The organism is Pseudophaeobacter arcticus DSM 23566, from assembly GCF_000473205.1.
GTDB lineage: Bacteria > Pseudomonadota > Alphaproteobacteria > Rhodobacterales > Rhodobacteraceae > Pseudophaeobacter > Pseudophaeobacter arcticus.
On record NZ_KI421507.1, the window covers coordinates 1,451,261 to 1,470,127 of the forward strand.

An 18,867-nucleotide genomic window follows, 5' to 3' on the forward strand; every position below is an offset into this window, starting at 1 on the left:
CGTGATTGGGCAATTGCTGACATATCTGCCCTTCCGAAAATACCAAGCGCTGGCCCTAGGGTCGGCGCTTGTTGCCCTGACAACAGCGGCAGCACCCGCTTTGGCGCAACAGGGCCTGCCGCTTGGCGGGTTTGAGCTGGGGCAGAACGTTCAGCTTGGAACGCCACAAAGCGGTTTGCTGACCATTCAACCCGACAGGCTGTTTTCCGAAAGCCTATTTGGCAAGCGCGTGGCTCAGGAAATCGAAGCCGAAGGCGCTGTATTGACGGCCGAAAATCGAAACATCGAGGCTGATTTACGGGCTGAAGAGCAGGAATTGACCCAGCGGCGTAGTGATATGGAGGCTGAAGCCTTTCGTACTCTCGCCGATGCCTTTGACCGCAAGGTGCAAGAGACCCGTAGCACCCAGGACCGCAAACTCCGCGAAATCAGTCAGCTGGGAGAGACCGCCCGGCGGGAGTTTTTTGCCGCCTCTCTGCCCGTGCTGGAAGGGATCATGCGCGAAACCGGGGCCGGGGCAATTCTCGACCATTCCACAGTTTTTCTAAGCGCAGATGTGGTGGATATCACCGATCTGGCCATTGCCCGCATCGACAAGGTTCTAGGGGACGGGCTGAGCCAGCCCGAAGGGGCCCGGGACCAGTAGGGCGCTAGAACCTTGCTCAAAATGGGCCTAGTTGATAGGGACGTTTCAAACATACCAAAGACAGGATACTTGCCATGACCGCTGAGCTACAGAGCGCCGATATTCACCTGATCCAGCGGATCCTGCCGCATCGCTACCCCTTCCTTCTGGTGGATAAGGTGCTGGACATCAACGGAATTAACTCGGCGCGTGGCATCAAGAACGTGACCATGAACGAGCCGCATTTCCAGGGGCATTTCCCGGGAACGCCGATCATGCCAGGGGTCACCATCGTCGAGGCCATGGCGCAGACCGCCGGTGTCATGCTGGGGGTGGCCTTGGATATGGTCGACCGCGATCTGTTGATCTACTTCATGAATATCGACAAGTGCAAATTCCGCCGCAAAGTCATCCCAGGTGACGTGCTGGAAATGAATGTTGAGATTCTGCGCGGCAAGGCTGGCGGCAAAGTCTTCAAATTCAAAGGCCTTGCCACGGTTGAGGGCGAAACCGCTGCCGAAGCAGAGTTCACCGCCATGGTGGATATTCAAAAGGATTGAATGAGATGAGCCAAATTCATCCCAGTGCCGTGATCGAAGAGGGCGCCAGGATTGGCGAGGGCTGCCAGATTGGTCCTTTTTGCCATATTGGCGCAGAGGTGGTTCTGGGCGCGCGTGTGACGCTGAAATCCCATGTGGTTGTCACCGGAGATTGTGAAATTGGCGATGACACCGTGGTGTTCTCTTTTGCGGTGCTTGGCGAGATTCCGCAGGATCTCAAATTTCAGGGCGAAAAAAGCCGCACGGTCATTGGCAAGCGCAACCGCATTCGCGAGCATGTTACGGTCAATGCCGGCACCGAAGGCGGTGGCGGGATAACCCAAATTGGCGATGATGGGCTGTTTATGGCCGGCTGCCATATTGCCCATGATGCCATTGTGGGTGACCGGGTGATTGTGGTGAATTCCGCTGCGGTGGCCGGGCATTGTGTTCTCGAAGATGATGTGATCATCGGCGGACTTTCTGGTATTCACCAATGGGTCCGTATTGGCCGTGGCGCCATCATTGGTGCTGTAACCATGGTGACCAATGATGTGATCCCCTACGGCCTGGTTCAGGCGCCGCGCGGCGGGTTGGATGGGCTCAATCTGGTTGGTCTGAAACGCCGGGGCGTGACGCGCTCTGATATTACCGCATTGCGGGCAGCGTTTCAGATGTTGGCACAGGGCGAAGGTACCTTTCAGGAACGCGCCCGGCGTTTGGGCGAAGAGACCGAGAGCCCTTATGTTGAAGAAATTGTTGCCTTTATTACGGGTCAGACGGATCGCTCCTTCCTGACACCCGGAGCTTGACGCGATGCTTGCAGTTATTGCCGGAACCGGGCTTTTGCCCAAAGAAGTATGTGACCGTCAGACCCGTCGACCGCTGATCTGCGCCATGGAGGGATCTGAGCCGGACTGTGTCGATGCTGAGATTTCCTTTCGCATTGAACATCTCGGCAGCTTTTTTGCGCGGCTGAAATCGGCAGGCGTGACTGAGGTCTGTCTGGCCGGAGCGGTGCGGCGCCCGCCCGTTGATCCTAGCGCCATTGATGCCGCAACCCTGCCGATGGTGCCGGTTATCCAGGCGGCTTTGGGGGCCGGCGATGACGGGGCTTTGCGCGCCGTCATGGGGCTGATCGAGGCGGCAGGCTTTGCCCTGCGGGCAGCGCATGAGGTCGCACCAGAACTGTTGATGGCAGAGGGTGTGCCCAGTCAGGTTCAGCCCGGCGCAATCGACAAGGTGGATGCGGAGCGCGGCGCCGAGGTGGTTGGCGCGATGTCGGCAGCGGATATTGGCCAGTGCTGCGCCATTCGCGCAGGCCAGGCGATTGCTGTGGAAGGTAGCTTTGGCACCAACTGGATGCTGCAAAGCCTAAGCCAGCGCCCCGATGGCCAGGGGGGGATCTTGTTCAAGGCCCCCAAACCGGGACAGGACCGCCGCGCCGACCTGCCAGCCATTGGGCCGCAGACGGTTGAGCTGGCAGCTAAGGCCGGATTGTCGGGAATCGTGTTGGAGGCAGGTGGCGTCATTGTGCTGGAGCAGGACGAGGTGATCGCGGCCTGTGATCGCCTGGGCCTGTTTCTCTGGCTGCGCGACTCGTGAGCCTCAGGGTCTTTATCCTGGCGGGGGAGCCCTCGGGCGACAGGCTGGGGGGGGCTTTGATGGCAGGGCTCAAGGTGTTGCGCCCGGATGTCAGTTTTGCGGGCATCGGCGGGGCGCTGATGCAAGCGCAGGGGCTGCGCTCGCGCTTTCCCATGGAAGAGCTGTCGGTCATGGGGTTGGCAGAGGTGCTGCCAAAATACCGGCATCTCAAACGGCGTATCCGCGAGACGGCCGAGGCGGTGATTGCCCAGAAACCTGACGTTTTGATCACCATCGACAGCCCGGATTTTTCGCTGCGGGTTGCCAGCCTGGTCAAGGCAGGCAGTGACATTCGCACCGTGCATTATGTTGCCCCTTCGGTCTGGGCCTGGCGGCCCAAGCGGGCGGTAAAGATGGCCAGGTGCATAGATCAGGTTTTGGCCCTGCTGCCGTTTGAGCCGCCCTTGATGGAAGCGGCGGGGATGGACTGCGACTTTGTCGGCCATCCGGTTGTGGCAGAGCCGCTGGCAACAGATCCCGAGATTTCTAATTTTCGCGCAAGATTTGATCTTGGCGACGCGCCGCTGGTGCTGGCTTTGCCGGGCTCCAGACGGTCCGAGGTCACGCGGCTAGGGCCTGTGTTTGGGGAGGCTTTGAAAGCCTTTGCGCATTTCCATCCTGGATACAGGGTGGTGGTTCCCTGTGCGGCGCCAGTGGCCGATCTGGTGCGCGCCCAGGCTGAGGAATGGCCCCAAAACACCCTGTTTCTGGACCCCAATGCCCATGATGCGCAGATCTTTGCGGCGATCAAGCGCGCGGCCTTTGCGACGTCAGATCTGGCGCTTGCGGCCTCGGGCACCGTCTCGCTGGAGCTGGCTGCCAATGCAACACCCATGGTGATTGCCTACCGGTTTCAGTGGCTCACCTGGCAGTTGATGAAACGTATGGCCCTGGTGGACACTGTCACCCTGGTCAATCTGGTGAGTGAGACCCGCGTGGTGCCAGAATGCCTAGGCCCCGATTGCACTGCCGAAAACATTGCCGCCCAGTTGGACGCGCTGGCCAAGGCTCCCGCGCTGCAAAAGGCGGCGATGGCGGTGACCATGCAGCGTTTGGGGCAGGGCGGTGAGGCACCGGGGCTGCGGGCTGCCAGGGCGGTGCTCGGTCGCTTACCCTAAGGGGGGCGCTATTTGTTGTTGGCCCGCAGGCCTGCTTGCAACAGCGCAACCAGCTGCGAGGTCGGGGCCTCGGGCGCGGAGTCAAAGCCAATACTGTCTGGCGATAGCAAAGCGGACAGATCCGAGAGGGTGATCCCCTCCAGCAACTTCAGATCCCCCTGATCGGCAAGGATGCGAAGCGCCTGAGCGCGGGCCTGATAAAAGCTGGCAAGCCGCTGCAGATAGCGGTAGCGATTAACGACAATCTGGACCAGGTAGATAAGCATGCCGATAACGGCCACCCGTGTCGCGGTTTGGGTGATCTGGCGGGTCAGTTCATTGTTGCGCAGCGACTGATCCAAAGCGACCCGGACCTTTTCATATTCGTCGATGGAGGTGCGCAATACATTTGAGGATGCACTTTCCCGGTTCACCAGCTCTTCCTGGTCTTTGAGAAGAGGTTGCAGCGTAGTGATACGTCTGGACAGGTTCTCGAGAGTGTCCAGAATTTGGTTTGTGCCCGGGGGAACAAGTGAAGAGTAGGGCACCAAACGCCCGTCCTCTTGATCTCGTCCGGTGGTATCAACAAAAATACCCTTTGCAGGGAAGCTGAGTAAATTTGCCTGTGGGTTGCTGCCCAGGATTTCGCCAGATGGCAATGATGTGAGCAGCGTAAAAGGCGCATCAATTTTTGACCCAAACCGTTCATACTCTTGGGTGTGCCACAAAACGCCGTCCTGGGAATGTGAAATCTGCGGGATCTTGCCACCTCTGGTCGTTGCGATGCCTGCGGCAACAAATCCATATTTTTCACTATAGGTCAGCGCGCTGATCTCGGTCGATGTTTGTCCAGGTGGTCGCTTCCAGGCCAGCCCGTTGGAGGACGACAGCAATAGCCCTGGCCCTCGAAAGTTTGTTGCAATGGCCAGAAACAGAGGGCGTTTCTCTCCTTCAGATAATTCAGTGCCCGCAACCAGTTGCGTGAGAAGGTGACCGGCAAAAAGAGGGGAGTTTTCGGCAATCGAGAAACCATCAGCAAGGCCCCATGCTCCCGTGGCACTGCGCATGAGCGCGAAGCTATCACTTGACGTTGTGAGAGCCAGGAGGCTGGCCCCATATACCAGCAGCGAGCCATCGTCGCGCTGCAACAGCGCAGAAATCGTGCTGTTCGGGGGCATCAGGGCAAGCGCCTCCGCCAGAGGTTGGGGTGCCTTCGGGTCTGTCAGATCAAGGAGTAGAGGCGCAACAGAGGTCTCGGAAATCTTTCTGGAACCAAAGGCAATAACCTCCCCGGATTTCAGAACCTTTATATCGCGCAGAGTGCCGGGCCCTGCATGGACCTCTTGCCACCCATCGCTGGTTTGCTGTGTGATGTGATAGAAAGGTTTGCCGCTCTTGAAGCCTGAGTTGTGCCCAACCAGGAGATCGCCAGTGCCTAGACGTATGATGGCCGCAAACCGGATGTCTTCATCGCCAGAACTGGGAAAGGGAGACGTATTTGTCCCATCCTCAAGCCATTCAATAAGAACGGCTTGGGCCGGGCTGTTGGTTCCATCCCAAGCCAGGCCAACAATTGTATCATCCCGCAGGCGGCGGTGGAGAGCGACCCTGATGTCTTCGTATTGGTAGGGTCCGGTTTCATCCCATACCGTCAGCGGGTTCAATAGTGTTTCTTCCAGTTTTGTTTTTTGCTGGTCGTTCTCCAAACCGGCCTCATCTAGCTGCGATGATATTTCAACAAATCTGCTGCGGACCGCGTCTTCGCCGACCTGCTGTTCACGTTGAATGGCGTGTAGCGAGGCGCCAATCGCCTTTGCGTCTTCCATGATGGCCGGATCGAGTTTCCGATCCGTCGAAAGCAGGTCGTCAATTTTCTGAATGATGAAGGGAAGAACCAGAACCAGGACAAGCCCGCCCAACAGCAATATCCAAATGGTTTGGAATTGCCCCTGGGCCAAACGATGGTTTGCTTTTGCCGTTCCCTCACATTCATCAGCGATACGTCGAATGATTGTGCCCGTTATCTGGCCACTTATCTGGCCTGTTATCTGGCCAGAAGGCAGGAGGTCTGCGGTGTCATGCGAAGGCGCGGTCATAACTCTACTCTTTACAGTGCTGAGATAGAGCAACTGTAGCATGTAGAATAGTTGTGCCTAGCACCTTCCTGTTGAAAGCTTAGTAGCCGCGCCAGATCCAACCGCCGCCCAGGATACGGCTGCTTCCGGATTGGTAAAAGACACAGGCCTGCCCCGGAGAGACGCCTTCCTCGGGTGTCAGCAGTTCTACTTCGGCGGTGGTGGCGCTGAGCGGGCGAATGATTGCTTCGCGCGGAGGACGGGTCGAGCGCACCTTGACCATGACCTGCCACTCTGTGCGGCTGTCAAAGGGCTCATCTCCCAGCCAGTTGATTTCGCGCACCGGGATGGTGCGGGTTGCCAACAGCTCTTTGGGGCCGACAATCACCTGTTTTTTGTCCACATCCAGCCGCACCACATAGAGCGGCTCGGTCAGGCCACCGATGCCCAGCCCGCGCCGCTGGCCGATTGTGTAGTGGATAACGCCGGTATGGCTGCCCAGGACGCGACCATCTGCGTGCAGGATCTCGCCGGGCTCTGCTGCGCCGGGGCGTAGTTTCTCGATAACGGAGGTATAATTTCCATCCGGCACAAAACAAATGTCCTGGCTGTCCGGCTTATCCGCCACCGCCAGGCCATATTTTGCCGCCATCGCGCGCGTTGCGTCCTTTGAGGGCAGATGGCCCAGGGGGAATCGCAGATAGTCCAGCTGTTCGGGGGTGGTGGAAAACAGAAAATAGCTCTGATCGCGATTCGCATCTTCTGCGCTGTGCAACTCGGCCCCCTTGTCGCCCATCTTGCGCTGAATATAATGCCCGGTGGCCATGCAATCAGCCTCCAGATCGCGGGCGGTTTCCAACAGATCCTTGAACTTCACCCGCTCATTGCAGCGGATACAGGGCACAGGCGTTGCCCCGGCCAGGTAGCTGTCGGCAAATTCGTCGATCACCGCGTCTTTGAAAATGTTTTCATAATCAAGAACATAGTGGGGAAATCCGCGTTCTTCGGCGACCCGGCGTGCATCATGAATATCAATGCCAGCGCAGCAGGCCCCTTTTTTGGCCAGGGCCGCACCGTGATCGTAGAGCTGCAATGTCACCCCAATCACATCGTAGCCCTGATCAGCAAGGTCGGCGGCAACAACGGAACTGTCGACACCCCCGGACATGGCCACAACCACACGGGTTTCAGAGGGCGGTTTGGCAAAGCCAAGTGAATTCAGCGGTGTATCGATATCCAGTGCCATCAGGCAAATCCTTAGATCAAGGGGGCAAGCATCGCAGAATATATGAAAATCCTACAGACTCTCAAGGGGGCAGGTTCATGGCTCCTTAAGTAGACTGGGCAGAAACTACAGCTGAACAAAATACTGATGCACCGAATAAGGGTAGAGGCATGTTCCTGAAGAAAGTTGAGGGTCCGCGCGCTGTGACGTTGCCTGATGGCAGCACGATGACACGAGCTGATTTGCCACCGGAAAATACCAGACGATGGGTGGCCTCCCGCAAAGCTGCAGTTGTGCGCGGCGTGCTATATGGGTTGCTCCCACAGACCGAAGCCCTGCGCCGATATGGGCTGAGCGAGGAGGAGTTTCGCAGCTGGATTTCCGCCGTCGCAGACCATGGGGAAGAGGGCCTGAAGACCACCCGACTAAAAGAGTACCGTAAACATTGAGGACATTATCAAGTGAAGACTTGAGTAAAAGTTGAAAATTTAGGATTGTAGTAACGGGCCATTAACCTTTTTCGATCAGGGTTAACGTAACCTAAGGGAAACAGTTACAGGCGGAGACTTTCAACATGCGCATTCTACTGGTCGAAGACGATCCAACGACAGCAAAGAGCATCGAGTTGATGCTGACCCATGCCAACCTCAACGTGTATTCAACGGACCTGGGGGAGGAAGGGATCGATCTGGCGAAGCTTTATGACTACGACCTGATCCTGCTGGATCTTGGCCTGCCAGATATGAATGGTCACGAAGTCCTGCGTCAGCTGCGTATGGCCCGTATCGAAACGCCGATACTAATCCTGTCTGGCGCCGACGATACGGACAACAAAATCAAAGGCTTCGGCTTTGGCGCGGATGATTACCTCACCAAGCCATTCCACCGCGAAGAGCTGGTGGCCCGGATCCACGCGATTATCCGCCGCTCCAAAGGTCACTCCCAGTCCATCATCAAAACCGGCAAGATTGCGGTTAACCTGGATGCCAAAACCGTGGAGGTGGACAGCAAGACCGTGCATCTCACCGGTAAGGAATACCAGATGCTGGAACTACTTAGCCTGCGTAAGGGGACCACTCTGACCAAGGAGATGTTCCTTAACCATCTTTATGGTGGCATGGACGAACCTGAGCTGAAAATCATCGACGTCTTTATCTGCAAACTGCGCAAAAAGCTGAGCACTGCAACAGGTGGTGACAATTATATCGAAACAGTTTGGGGCCGGGGCTATGTTTTGCGGGACCCGCAGGATGATCAGATGTCCGGTGGTCACCGCATGGCCGTAGGGGCCTGAGGCGACAATTTCTGATCGCGGCGGTTACAGCCCGGAAATGGCATGTCGAAATGGCACAGTGGTGAACTCTGTCTGCGTGTGTCGGTCTTTTTGAAATGTCCGTATAGTGATATTCAGGTTAACGCAGTTGTTTTTGCATTGCGAAGAAGAACCCGCCTCGGCGGGTTTTTTGCTGTCTTGGGATCAGGACCTTTGCCGGGGCATTTTCTTGCGCTGTGGTCACTGGACCTGAGACCAACTGCGTTTTATCACCTAGGGCAAACCAGGACGACGGGGACAGCGCGTGAAACAGTTCGAAACAAAAGATCCCGCAGGGCTTTCGCCAGATCAGGCCGAGGCGGAGTTTCTGCAGCTGCAAACTCAGCTCATCGCCGCAGACCAGGCCTACCACCAGAATGATGCGCCAATCCTGAGCGATGCCGCCTATGACGCAGCCAAAAGACGCTATCAGAACCTCGCGGAGGCTTTCCCGCAGCTGAAAGAGATTGCGACCCAGCTTGATGTCGTTGGCGCGCCGACAAGCTCGGGTTTTGGCAAGATCCAGCACGTGGTGCGGATGTTGTCGCTGGGCAATGCCTTTGAGGACGGGGACGTCGCGGATTTTGACCGCAGCATTCGCAGCTACCTGGGGCTGGAACCCGCTGCACCGCTGGCTTTTACGGCCGAGCCCAAAATTGACGGGCTATCCCTGTCGCTTCGCTATGAAAAAGGCGTTTTGATTCAGGCCGCGACCCGGGGCGATGGCGCCACGGGGGAGAATGTCACCGCCAATGCCCGCACCATTTCGGATATCCCGCAACAGCTGACCGGCGCGCCGGATGTGCTGGAGGTGCGTGGCGAAGTCTATATGAGCCACGAAGATTTTGCCGCACTGAACGCCCGTCACGCAGAGCGCGGCGGCAAGGTCTTTGCCAATCCACGCAATGCGGCGGCGGGGTCTTTGCGGCAGCTGGACGCCGAAATAACCCGCGCCCGGCCTTTGCGTTTCTTTGCCTATAGCTGGGGCGAACTCTCTGCTCCCCTTGGGGATACGCAAATCAGCGCAATCGAGCGCCTGGCCGAGCTTGGGTTTCAGACCAACCCACTGACAAAGACCTGCGATACCGTTGCTGATCTGATCGCGCATTACCGTTTGATCGAAGAACAACGCGCCACGCTGGGCTACGATATCGACGGGGTGGTCTACAAGGTGAACGAGTTGGCGCTGCAGGATCGGCTTGGGTTTCGCTCGACGACACCACGTTGGGCGATCGCCCATAAATTCCCGGCTGAGCTGGCCTGGACCTGGCTGGAGGCAATTGACATTCAGGTGGGGCGCACCGGCGCGCTCAGCCCGGTTGCTCGTCTTGCTCCGGTCACAGTGGGCGGCGTGGTGGTCTCAAATGCCACCCTGCACAATGAGGACTATATCCGGGGGCGGGATTCCAAAGGTGCGGTGATCCGGGGCGGCAAGGATATCCGCATTGGCGATTGGGTACAGATTTACCGTGCCGGGGATGTGATCCCCAAGGTGGCGGATGTCGATCTTGCAAAACGGCCCGCTGACGCTATTGAATTTACCTTTCCCGACCGCTGCCCTGAATGTGGTTCCGAGGCGGTGCGCGAAGAAGGCGACGCGGTCAGGCGCTGCACGGGCGGCATTATTTGTCCCGCGCAAGCCATTGAAAAACTAAAGCATTTTGTGTCCCGCAAAGCCTTTGACATCGAAGGTCTGGGGGCCAAGCAGCTGGAGGCGTTCTACAATGATGCAGATCTGGCGATCCGCACGCCGGTTGATATCTATACCCTGGCAGATCGGGACGCGGACCAGTTGGCAAAGCTGAAGAACCGGCCAGGTTGGGGCGATCAAAGTGCTGCCAATCTTTTTGCTGCGATCAATGAAAAACGCAATATTCCGCTCGGGCGCATGATCTTTGCGCTTGGCATTCGACATGTGGGGGAGGTCGCAGCCAAGGATCTGGCGCTGCATTTTGGCAGCTGGGAGGAGCTGGCAAAGGCCGTGGATGAGGCCCGTGCGGCCGCGCTGGCCCATCGTGCGGCGGATCAGGCTGAGGATCAGGAGCGGGAGCTGGCCAGTACCGAAGGCCGCCGCGCCAAGATCAAGGAAACCCGCGAGGCGGTACTGGCAGATTTGCAGGTGCCCGCGTCAGCGCGGGAGGCCTGGGTGGATTTGATTGGCATTGACGGGATCGGCGCAACAGTTGGCCTGTCTTTGTCCGACGCGCTGGCCAATAGCCAGGAGCGCGCAGTGATCAATGATCTGGTGGCTCATCTGAACATCTCGGCCCCGGCAGTGCCATCGCAGGCAAGCCCGGTTGCGGGGCTGACAGTGGTCTTTACCGGCAAGCTGGAAAAGATGACCCGCGACGAGGCCAAGGCGCGCGCCGAATCTCTGGGGGCCAAGGTCTCTGGCTCGGTGTCGAAGAAAACCGATATCCTGGTGGCCGGGCCGGGGGCTGGATCAAAGGAGAAAAAGGCGCGCGAGCTTGGCATTCGTATCTTGGATGAGGATGGCTGGTTGGCGGAGATTGCAGCCACATGAGTGGCCGCCCGGAAATCCTGTTTCCGCTCTTTGCCGGAGCCGAAACCCTTAAAGGGGTTGGCCCAAAAACGGCACAGAGCCTGGCTCAGATCGGGGTGGAAACGCCGCGGGATCTGGCTTTTTCTCTGCCGCATTCGATACTGGATCGTCGTCGGCGCGACAGCATCAAGGGGCTGGAGCTGCCCGCCATTGCAACGGTGGAGGTCGAGGTGGGAAGCCACCAGCCGGCGCGCAATCGCGGCGGTGCCTATAGGATTAATGTCAGCGACCAAGAGATTGAATTTCAACTGGTATTCTTTCACGGACGCAGCCGGTACCTCGAGGCGCAATGCCCCGAAGGTTCGCGGCGTCTGGTGTCGGGCAAGGTGGAACTGTTTGACGGAGTTGCCCAGATGGTGCACCCGGATCATATGGTTCCCCTGGCCGAGGCCGAGGATATCCCAGAGTATGAGCCGGTCTATCCGCTGACCCATGGGGTAACCCAGAAAACCATGACCAAGGCGGCGCTCAGCGCTTTGGAGCGTCTGCCGGAGCTTGCCGAATGGATAGATGCTGAGCAGGTCAAACGCGAGGGCTGGCCCACCTGGAAAGAGGCGCTGATTGCTGCCCATCATCCGCAGGGGCTGGGTGACCTGTCGCCAGAGGCACCAGCCCGAACCCGGCTTGCCTATGATGAATTGTTTGCCCATCAATTGACACTGGCCCTGGCACGGCAGGCAGAACGTAAATCCCATGGCATCGTCAGCCGGGCCACAGGGCGCTTGCAAGGGCCGGTGCTGGCCTCGCTGCCCTATCGTCCGACCGCGGCGCAGACCCGTGCCATCGCAGAAATATCGGCAGATATGGCGAGCGACCGCCGGATGAACAGATTGCTGCAAGGGGATGTCGGATCAGGGAAAACCCTGGTGGCCTTTATGGCATTATTGGTCGCGGTTGAGGCCGGTGGGCAGGGCGTGATGATGGCACCAACCGGCATCCTTGCACAGCAGCACTATGCGGGGCTGCGGCCGCTTGCTGAACAGGCCGGGGTGGTGCTTGAGCTGCTGACCGGCCGCGACAAGGGCGCTGAACGGCGTGCCAAGCTGGCGGCGTTGAAAGCTGGCGATATCCAGATCCTGGTTGGCACCCATGCGGTGTTTCAACAGGATGTGGTGTTCCGTCGGCTGCATCTGGCAATTGTCGATGAACAACACCGGTTTGGTGTGCGTCAACGGATGGAGCTGGCGGAAAAGGGCAAAGGTGCCGATGTTCTGGTGATGACGGCCACGCCAATCCCGCGCTCGCTGGCGCTGGCGCAATATGGCGATATGGATGTCTCGGTGCTGGATGAAAAACCGCCCGGGCGTAAACCGGTTAAAACTGCGGTGTTGAGCACCGAACGCATGCAGGAGGTGGTGAACCATCTGCAGCGGGCAATCGACGAAGGTCGCCAATGCTATTGGGTCTGTCCACTGGTGGGCGAGTCCGAGGTGATGGACCTGATCGCCGCTGAAGAACGCTTTAAACATCTGCGCGCCACTCTGGGCGAGGGCATTGTCGGTCTGGTACATGGCCAGATGCCCCCAGCCGAAAAAGACGCGGCCATGGCGGCCTTCCAACGGGGAGAGACCAAGGTTCTGGTGGCAACCACCGTGATTGAGGTGGGGGTGAACGTGCCCAATGCCTCGATCATGGTGATTGAGCGCGCCGAGATTTTTGGGCTGGCGCAATTGCACCAACTGCGGGGGCGGGTTGGACGTGGAAGCGCGGAATCAACCTGTCTTTTGATGTATCAACCGCCCCTGTCCGAAGGCGGGCGGCGCCGGTTGGAGGTCCTGCGCGAGAGCGAAGATGGCTTCAAAATCTCTGAAACGGATCTGCAGATGCGCGGCGCGGGCGATGTGATTGGCACCGCCCAATCTGGATTGCCGCGCTTTCACATCGCCGACCTTGAACGCCAAGCGCCCTTGATGGCCGTTGCGCAGAGCGATGCCCGGTCTTTGTTGGCGATGGATCCCGGTCTGGACAGCGCCCGAGGCCGTGCCGCGCGTGTTCTCCTTTGGCTGATGAAGCAGGATCAGGCTATTCGTTTAATTTCAGTCGGTTAGGCTGGATTTATCGAAACCTCCACTCTGAAGTTCCAAAAAAGTTCGCAAATGTTCTCAAAAAGTTCTTTACAGGATGGGCGTAAAGTGAGAACAAAAGGGCAACAAGACCGACAAAGAGCGGCGCGGTGAAAACCTGGACCCCGACAGAGAGTAGTGGAGATAAATCTGATGATGACCCAACTGAAGACAACCCTGCACAATGCCCAATCCACCCTGCTACAGGATGCTATTGGCGCTGTTGCCCTGATTGTTATGCTTGTTGTTGCCCTTCACCTGCCGGGATTTATGTAGTCGCGCTGTCGTGATCGAGGAGACCTTTTTACCTGGCCCTGAACCCCTATCTAATTTCTGCCTGCTGTCTTTATGTCATGTGCGCTGGCATCCATCCCGATGCCTTTGGATCCCCGCCTGATCTTTCCGCCCGGTTGCGCCTAACAACCGGTTTGCGTGCCTGAACCCCGCATGAAGACGCATCTCCTGCCGCCACCATCTGCCCGGATGAGTGGCGGCTTTTTTTTCCAGATGCCTTTTTACCAGATTTCCGGGGTCGCTTAGGATTTAAACCCCATGCGCAGGCCGCCCCAGTGCCGGGTGCCGACAAAGACAGGCACGGACAGATCCTTCATCATGACAAAATGCCCACCCCCCATATCCCGGCGGTAGACCTGCATCAGGAATGGCTCAGAATTTCGCCCGGCTTTGAGCCCCACACGGTCGTCAAAGATCCGTCGGTTGCGGCAATTGGCAGTGTTCCAGTCGGGATCGGGGCCTTGGGGATGGGAAAAGACCTTATTGTGGGTTGGTAGATAGCCGTTGGTGTCAATCGCGGCACAAAAAACCACGCGCGGATCAAAATCCAAGGCAGCCTCTAGCAGGGGCGGCAGCGTGGCATCGGTGAGGGCCAGAAAACCTGTGGTGTATTGTTCTGGATTGGTGCCTGGGATCAGCCGGTAGTTTTTGTCGAACAATGCATTTGACGAGATTTTTCCGGCCGCCAAGGCCGTTTCAAAAATCTCGCTGACCTTGTGACTAAGCTCGGTCACATAAGAAATGAACCTCTTGTCGGTGGACTGGCCGCCCAGGGCGACGGTGCCCTGTACCAGCTGTTCGGAAGAGGAAATCAAATTCTCAACCCGGGTATGGGTGTCATGAATGCCCGTGGTGGTCTCCTTCACGGATTTCCCTATGCGGTTGATATTTGGCGCAAAACTACTCACGGCGTTTTTAACCAGAGCCGCCTCGCTGAGGATCCGGGCGGTCTGTGTGTTTACCTCGGTGGCCTTTTCTTCAATGCTCTGCAGAGAGCTGTCTGTCTCTCTGGCCTGGCCCAGAATTTTTTCGGCGGACCGTGCAACCTTGACCGTTTCATCGTGCAGGAGCGTCACCCAGTTGGACAGGTTTTCGATATTATTGCCAATCTCCCGCGCCGCCGTCTGGGTGCGTTTGGACAGATCATTGATCGCCTCCGCGACCACGGCAAATCCGCGCCCGGCATCCCCCGCCCGGCTGGCCTCGATCTTGGCGTTGATGGCCAGGATGTTCACCTGCGCGGCAATATTGGTGATCATCTCGTTGTTTTTGCGGACCGCATCCACGGTATCGCCAATCTGATCCGTGCGTTGCTCCAGATCGTTCACCCATTCGGCGACTTCCTGACTGCGGCCGCTGTTGTCGCGCACAAATTTCACCGAGGCCTGAACGGACTGGAGTGTTTGTTCGGTGGTGATCGATACCGTCTGGATGGTATCAAGAACCTGACCATTTGAGGTGACAACCTGATCAGCCTCTTGGGTGAGTTGCTGCAGAGCGGCTAGTTGGCGCTGCGATTTTTGATCCATCAGGTCCAGAAAACCGGCAATATCCACGATCTCAAAGCCAAGCTGCGAGGAGATCTGGGTCAGGTGATTGAGTTGCGGATTGTCAGCCGCATGATCCTGACCGGCGATGAGCGCAGCACCAGGACCTGGCGCTGGGGCATTGGTTGCCATTTGAGAGACATTTGACTGCATGTTCTGGGCCCGTGTTAGATTAACGGGCCCATCGTATTTGAATAAAATAAAGGTGTGGTTAAGCGCAGTTTTTCTGCAAAGCGACTTTAAACGCGTCCAGGCTGGCCTCAAGGCAGAGCAGGATCGAGGCGTGGCGGTTTTTGAATTCGCGTGCCGGAATAAGGACTTCCAGTTCCGCAAAGGGGGCTTTGGGGGCTGGCTGGTTGTCGGTTAGCATGGCTTTCAGCGCATCCCGCGCGGTTTCCACCTCGGCAAGAGAGCGTCCAATTATGTTTCGTCCAACAACCGAGGCAGAGGCCTGACCCAGAGCGCAGGCTTTGACATCCTGACCAAATTCGGCAATCCGTCCGTCTTCTATGTTGAGGTCAACCGTGACGGTTGATCCACAAAGCGGCGCGCGCTTTTTGGCCGTGGCATCGGGGTTTTCCAACCGCTCCAGAAATGGAATATCGGCGGCCAGCGCCAGAATGCGGGACGAATAGAGTTTGATCAGATCTGTTTCGCTGGACATTGGCTGCCTTGGGCTTTCCCTTGGTGTTTCTTCCCCATACATAGGGAGGCAGATGCAAGATGCAAAAGGTTTTTATAATGTCCTTTGATCACAATAGCCTGAAGTATGACGCTGCCGGGTTGATCCCCTGTATCGCCCAGGATGAGCAAAGCGGTGAAGTGCTGATGATGGCCTGGATGAACGCGCAAAGCGTTGCCAAAACGCTGGAAACCGGCAAGGTGACCTATTGGTCGCGCTCACGCCAGGCCTTTTGGGTCAAGGGGGAAAGTTCGGGCCATGTGCAAACCCTGGTGGACCTGCGCCTGGATTGCGACCGTGATTGTCTGTTGGCCCTGGTGCATCAGGTGGGGCCTGCCTGTCACACCAACCGGCGCAGCTGTTTTTACACGGCTGTTCGTGACGGCGCGGAACAGGAGTTGATGGCGCCGATGATCTAGGGCGCACCAAGGGAAAAGGGCGGCGCTGGCGCGCCGCTGTCTCCGGCGGAGGTATTTGGGGCAAGATGAAAGAGGGGCTGGAGGTTAGTCCAGGCCCACCAATTGGCGGATGTCTTTGGGGCTGGCGCCGTCGCGCCGGTATTTGGCGATGGCACGGGCATCATCGCGTTTGGCGAGCCGTTTGCCCGCCTCATCGCGGATCAGGCGGTGGTGGTGATAGGTTGGATGGGGAAGGTTCAACAGGGCCTGAAGCAATATATGTATTCGCGTTGCTTCAAAGAGATCCTGACCCCGAATGACGTGGTTCACGCCCTGGGCCGCATCGTCCAACACCACTGATAGATGGTATGAGGTTCCCATGCCGCGCCTGGAAAGAACAACGTCGCCGATAGTCTTAACCATGTTATCTGGGGTGAATTCAACGAGACCCCGTTCGCCATTCGATCCGTTTCCAGTCTCCAGAAAACTGCCAAAGCTAGCAAAAGACTTTCCGGGCACTATGCGATTCTGAAACAGGCCGGGCACCATGCCGATCGCTTTTTCCATATCGAGCCTAAGGGGAACATTTTGAGGGCGTTGGTGCTGATCAGAAAAGACCTGTTCCCATGGCCCCCGGCATGTTCCGGGGTAGATTACCCCGTCTGGCCCCAGCAGAGGCGAACCTTCCTGCGGGGCGGCAGCTGCGGCGGCGATGTCTTTACGATTGCAGGTGCAGGGGTAGAGGAGACCCAACTGCCACAGACGATCCAGAGCCTCATCGTAGATTGACTGGCGCTCTGACTGGCGCATTACCGGTTTGGGCCACCACAATCCAAGCCATTCCAGATCTTCATAGATCTGTGCTTCCCACTGGGGGCGTGCACGAGATTGGTCAATGTCTTCGATCCGTAGCAGAAATTTGCCCCCCTCAGCCATGGCCATGTCATGGGCCAGTAGGGCGGAGTAGGCGTGGCCCAGGTGCAAGGGGCCAGTGGGCGAGGGGGCAAAGCGGGTGATGAAGGTCACGGGATCTGCCCCCATTGGGTTTGTTCAGGCAAAGGTGTTCAGGCGAAGTTTTCCAGCCAGGTGGTCCAGGCCGCTTTGGCGCGATCCGTATAGGCCTTGTAGCGGTCCTTGCGACCACGGCGCCCCCCTTTCAGGCCCTCGACCGGTTGGAACAGGCCAAAGTTCACATTCATCGGCTGAAAGGTCTTGGCCTCGGCACCGCCGGTGATGTGATGGATCAGCGCGCCCATGGCACTGTCTTGTGGTACTTCTGGCAGCTCAAGGCCGAGGATCTCGGCGGCGGCCATGCGACCGGCCAGCAGACCCATGGCCGCACTTTCCACATAGCCCTCGACCCCGGTGATCTGGCCGGCAAAGCGCAGGTGGGGTTTGGATTTCAGCCGCATCTGGGCATCGAGCAGGGTCGGAGAGTTGAGGAAGGTATTGCGGTGGATGCCGCCAAGCCGGGCAAAATTGGCTTCTTCCAGACCGGGAATCATCCGCAGCACCTCGGTTTGGGCGCCATATTTCATCTTGGTCTGGAAGCCGACGATATTGAACAGGGTGCCAAGCGCGTTGTCGCGGCGCAGCTGTACCACGGCATGGGCTTTGACATCCGGCTGATGTGGATTGGTCAGGCCAACGGGTTTCATCGGGCCAAAGCGCAGGGTCTCGCGGCCGCGCTCCGCCATGACCTCGATCGGCAGGCAGCCATCAAAATAGCCGGCGGTTTCACCCTCGTGGAATTCGGTCTTATCAGCGGAGAGCAGCGCGTCGATAAAGGCCTCATATTGGTCTTTGGTCATCGGGCAGTTGAGATAGGCGGTGCGCTCTGCCTCTGTCTCGCCCTTGTCATAGCGGGACTGCATCCAGGCCTGTGACATATCAATGCTGTCTGCATAGATGATTGGCGCGATGGCATCAAAGAAAGCAAGGGCCTCGGCGCCGGTTTCGGCCTGGATGGCCTGGCCAAGGTTGCCGGAGGTCAAAGGCCCGGTGGCAAAGATCCAGTGGCCGTCCTCGGGCAGGGCGGTGATTTCCTCGTAGGAGACCGCGATATTGGGATGGGATTTCAGCTTGGCTGTCACCGTTTCGGCAAAGGGTTCGCGATCAACCGCCAATGCACCACCGGCGGGCAGGCGGTGTTCCTCGGCTGTGGCCATGATCACGCCATTTGCGGCGCGCATTTCCCAATGCAGCAGGCCCACGGCGTTTTGCTCATCGTCATCCGAGCGGAAGGAATTGGAGCAGACCATTTCGCCCAGATTGCCGGTCTGATGGGCAAAGGTTTCCACTTTGGGCCGCATCTCGTGGATCACCACTTTGACGCCCATGTTCGCAGCCTGCCAGGCTGCCTCGGACCCGGCCATGCCGCCGCCCACGATATGTAATGTCTCTGTCATGTGGAGCAAATAGGGCAGTGCGCGCCCTTAAGCAATATTGCGCAGGCCCAAATGTGGCAGCAAAGGGGCACAATCAGGCACAATGGGGCAAAGAAGGGAGAGGCAGGTTTCCAGCGCCCTGTCTGGGGCAAATGGCATGAGTTTTTCGGAGGGGAAACAGTCAGTCCAGAGGTGAGCCATTGTTTCGGCTTTCTGCACCAAACGACAAGGCTTGGGGGGAAATAGTCCAAAGTATAGGCGCGAGATCTTTGGGAGAGGGGGTATTTGGGGCCGCTGAGCGGGAATGTCGCCCGGGGAGAGAGATTCCCGGTTGGAGGGACCTTCCGCTACAGCGGCCCAAATTGTGTCCGGGGCAGAACCTGTGTCATACCCCGTGCCCAATCTTTGCCATTATC

The 18,867-nt window shown here is 57.9% G+C and carries 17 protein-coding genes; 11 read left to right on the forward strand and 6 right to left on the reverse strand.

Annotation, left to right across the window (positions count from 1 at the left end):
- Positions 1-4 precede the first annotated feature (4 nt).
- The 5 genes from ARCT_RS0110940 (at position 5) to lpxB (ending at position 3,926) form a co-directional block, all read left to right on the forward strand.
- A complete protein-coding gene (locus ARCT_RS0110940) occupies positions 5-646 on the forward strand; it encodes an OmpH family outer membrane protein (protein ID WP_379574544.1) in 642 nt (213 codons plus the stop codon).
- A gap of 74 nt (positions 647-720) precedes the next feature.
- Positions 721-1,185: a 3-hydroxyacyl-ACP dehydratase FabZ gene (gene fabZ, locus ARCT_RS0110945; RefSeq protein WP_027240109.1), complete on the forward strand. Its 465-nt coding sequence runs from the start codon at positions 721-723 to the stop codon at positions 1,183-1,185.
- A gap of 5 nt (positions 1,186-1,190) precedes the next feature.
- Positions 1,191-1,976 carry an acyl-ACP--UDP-N-acetylglucosamine O-acyltransferase gene (gene lpxA / locus ARCT_RS0110950; protein WP_027240110.1) on the forward strand — a complete coding sequence of 262 codons (786 nt, stop codon included), beginning with the start codon at positions 1,191-1,193 and terminating at the stop codon, positions 1,974-1,976.
- 4 nt (positions 1,977-1,980) lie between these two features.
- Positions 1,981-2,769, forward strand: coding sequence for an LpxI family protein (locus ARCT_RS0110955; RefSeq protein WP_027240111.1), 789 nt, complete (start codon positions 1,981-1,983; stop codon positions 2,767-2,769).
- Positions 2,766-3,926, forward strand: a complete 1,161-nt coding sequence (lpxB, locus tag ARCT_RS0110960) for a lipid-A-disaccharide synthase (RefSeq protein ID WP_027240112.1) — start codon at positions 2,766-2,768, stop codon at positions 3,924-3,926. Before ARCT_RS0110955 ends, lpxB begins: the two co-directional genes overlap by 4 nt.
- 8 nt (positions 3,927-3,934) lie before the next feature.
- Here the strand turns inward: lpxB and ARCT_RS0110965 are convergent, their stop codons facing one another.
- Both ARCT_RS0110965 and mnmA read right to left on the reverse strand, forming a co-directional pair.
- Positions 3,935-5,824, reverse strand: a complete 1,890-nt coding sequence (locus ARCT_RS0110965; RefSeq protein ID WP_154665345.1) for a hypothetical protein — start codon at positions 5,822-5,824, stop codon at positions 3,935-3,937.
- Between the two features lie 256 nt (positions 5,825-6,080).
- Positions 6,081-7,226, reverse strand: coding sequence for a tRNA 2-thiouridine(34) synthase MnmA (gene mnmA, locus ARCT_RS0110970; protein WP_027240114.1), 1,146 nt, complete (start codon positions 7,224-7,226; stop codon positions 6,081-6,083).
- A gap of 149 nt (positions 7,227-7,375) precedes the next feature.
- On the opposite strand from mnmA, the gene sciP reads away from it, so the two are divergent.
- The 5 genes from sciP (at position 7,376) to ARCT_RS28800 (ending at position 13,419) form a co-directional block, all read left to right on the forward strand.
- Positions 7,376-7,654 carry a CtrA inhibitor SciP gene (sciP, locus tag ARCT_RS0110975; protein ID WP_027240115.1) on the forward strand — a complete coding sequence of 93 codons (279 nt, stop codon included), beginning with the start codon at positions 7,376-7,378 and terminating at the stop codon, positions 7,652-7,654.
- Positions 7,655-7,779: 125 nt separating this feature from the next.
- Positions 7,780-8,499, forward strand: coding sequence for a response regulator transcription factor CtrA (gene ctrA / locus ARCT_RS0110980; protein ID WP_027240116.1), 720 nt, complete (start codon positions 7,780-7,782; stop codon positions 8,497-8,499).
- A 283-nt stretch (positions 8,500-8,782) separates the two neighbouring features.
- On the forward strand, positions 8,783-11,041 hold the full coding sequence (gene ligA / locus ARCT_RS0110985; protein ID WP_027240117.1) for an NAD-dependent DNA ligase LigA: 2,259 nt from the start codon (positions 8,783-8,785) through the stop codon (positions 11,039-11,041).
- A complete protein-coding gene (gene recG / locus ARCT_RS0110990) occupies positions 11,038-13,128 on the forward strand; it encodes an ATP-dependent DNA helicase RecG (protein WP_027240118.1) in 2,091 nt (696 codons plus the stop codon). Before ligA ends, recG begins: the two co-directional genes overlap by 4 nt.
- A 168-nt stretch (positions 13,129-13,296) precedes the next feature.
- Positions 13,297-13,419 carry a hypothetical protein gene (locus ARCT_RS28800; RefSeq protein ID WP_276202244.1) on the forward strand — a complete coding sequence of 41 codons (123 nt, stop codon included), beginning with the start codon at positions 13,297-13,299 and terminating at the stop codon, positions 13,417-13,419.
- A gap of 260 nt (positions 13,420-13,679) precedes the next feature.
- Here ARCT_RS28800 and ARCT_RS0111000 read toward each other — a convergent pair whose 3' ends face one another.
- Positions 13,680-15,116, reverse strand: a complete 1,437-nt coding sequence (locus tag ARCT_RS0111000; protein ID WP_240476303.1) for a methyl-accepting chemotaxis protein — start codon at positions 15,114-15,116, stop codon at positions 13,680-13,682.
- 79 nt (positions 15,117-15,195) lie between these two features.
- On the reverse strand, positions 15,196-15,648 hold the full coding sequence (locus tag ARCT_RS0111005) for an iron-sulfur cluster assembly scaffold protein (RefSeq protein ID WP_027240120.1): 453 nt from the start codon (positions 15,646-15,648) through the stop codon (positions 15,196-15,198).
- A 59-nt stretch (positions 15,649-15,707) separates the two neighbouring features.
- Here ARCT_RS0111005 and hisI point away from each other — a divergent pair, with 59 nt between their 5' ends.
- Complete coding sequence (gene hisI, locus ARCT_RS0111010; protein ID WP_027240121.1) at positions 15,708-16,085, forward strand: phosphoribosyl-AMP cyclohydrolase; 378 nt, start codon at positions 15,708-15,710, stop codon at positions 16,083-16,085.
- A gap of 84 nt (positions 16,086-16,169) precedes the next feature.
- Here the strand turns inward: hisI and gluQRS are convergent, their stop codons facing one another.
- Together gluQRS and trmFO are read right to left on the reverse strand one after the other, a co-directional pair.
- Positions 16,170-17,105, reverse strand: a complete 936-nt coding sequence (gluQRS, locus tag ARCT_RS0111015) for a tRNA glutamyl-Q(34) synthetase GluQRS (protein ID WP_240476304.1) — start codon at positions 17,103-17,105, stop codon at positions 16,170-16,172.
- Positions 17,106-17,128: 23 nt separating this feature from the next.
- A complete protein-coding gene (trmFO, locus tag ARCT_RS0111020) occupies positions 17,129-18,472 on the reverse strand; it encodes a methylenetetrahydrofolate--tRNA-(uracil(54)-C(5))-methyltransferase (FADH(2)-oxidizing) TrmFO (RefSeq protein ID WP_027240123.1) in 1,344 nt (447 codons plus the stop codon).
- Positions 18,473-18,867 lie beyond the last annotated feature (395 nt).

Coding starts and splice junctions, on each gene's coding strand:
- fabZ (WP_027240109.1), top strand. CDS start 721: ATGACCGCTGAGCTACAGAGCGCCGATATTCACCTGATCCAGCGGATC.
- lpxA (WP_027240110.1), top strand. CDS start 1,191: ATGAGCCAAATTCATCCCAGTGCCGTGATCGAAGAGGGCGCCAGGATT.
- ARCT_RS0110955 (WP_027240111.1), top strand. CDS start 1,981: ATGCTTGCAGTTATTGCCGGAACCGGGCTTTTGCCCAAAGAAGTATGT.
- mnmA (WP_027240114.1), bottom strand. CDS start 7,226: ATGGCACTGGATATCGATACACCGCTGAATTCACTTGGCTTTGCCAAA.
- sciP (WP_027240115.1), top strand. CDS start 7,376: ATGTTCCTGAAGAAAGTTGAGGGTCCGCGCGCTGTGACGTTGCCTGAT.
- ctrA (WP_027240116.1), top strand. CDS start 7,780: ATGCGCATTCTACTGGTCGAAGACGATCCAACGACAGCAAAGAGCATC.
- recG (WP_027240118.1), top strand. CDS start 11,038: ATGAGTGGCCGCCCGGAAATCCTGTTTCCGCTCTTTGCCGGAGCCGAA.
- ARCT_RS28800 (WP_276202244.1), top strand. CDS start 13,297: ATGATGACCCAACTGAAGACAACCCTGCACAATGCCCAATCCACCCTG.
- ARCT_RS0111000 (WP_240476303.1), bottom strand. CDS start 15,116: ATGGCAACCAATGCCCCAGCGCCAGGTCCTGGTGCTGCGCTCATCGCC.
- ARCT_RS0111005 (WP_027240120.1), bottom strand. CDS start 15,648: ATGTCCAGCGAAACAGATCTGATCAAACTCTATTCGTCCCGCATTCTG.
- hisI (WP_027240121.1), top strand. CDS start 15,708: ATGCAAAAGGTTTTTATAATGTCCTTTGATCACAATAGCCTGAAGTAT.
- gluQRS (WP_240476304.1), bottom strand. CDS start 17,105: ATGGGGGCAGATCCCGTGACCTTCATCACCCGCTTTGCCCCCTCGCCC.
- trmFO (WP_027240123.1), bottom strand. CDS start 18,472: ATGACAGAGACATTACATATCGTGGGCGGCGGCATGGCCGGGTCCGAG.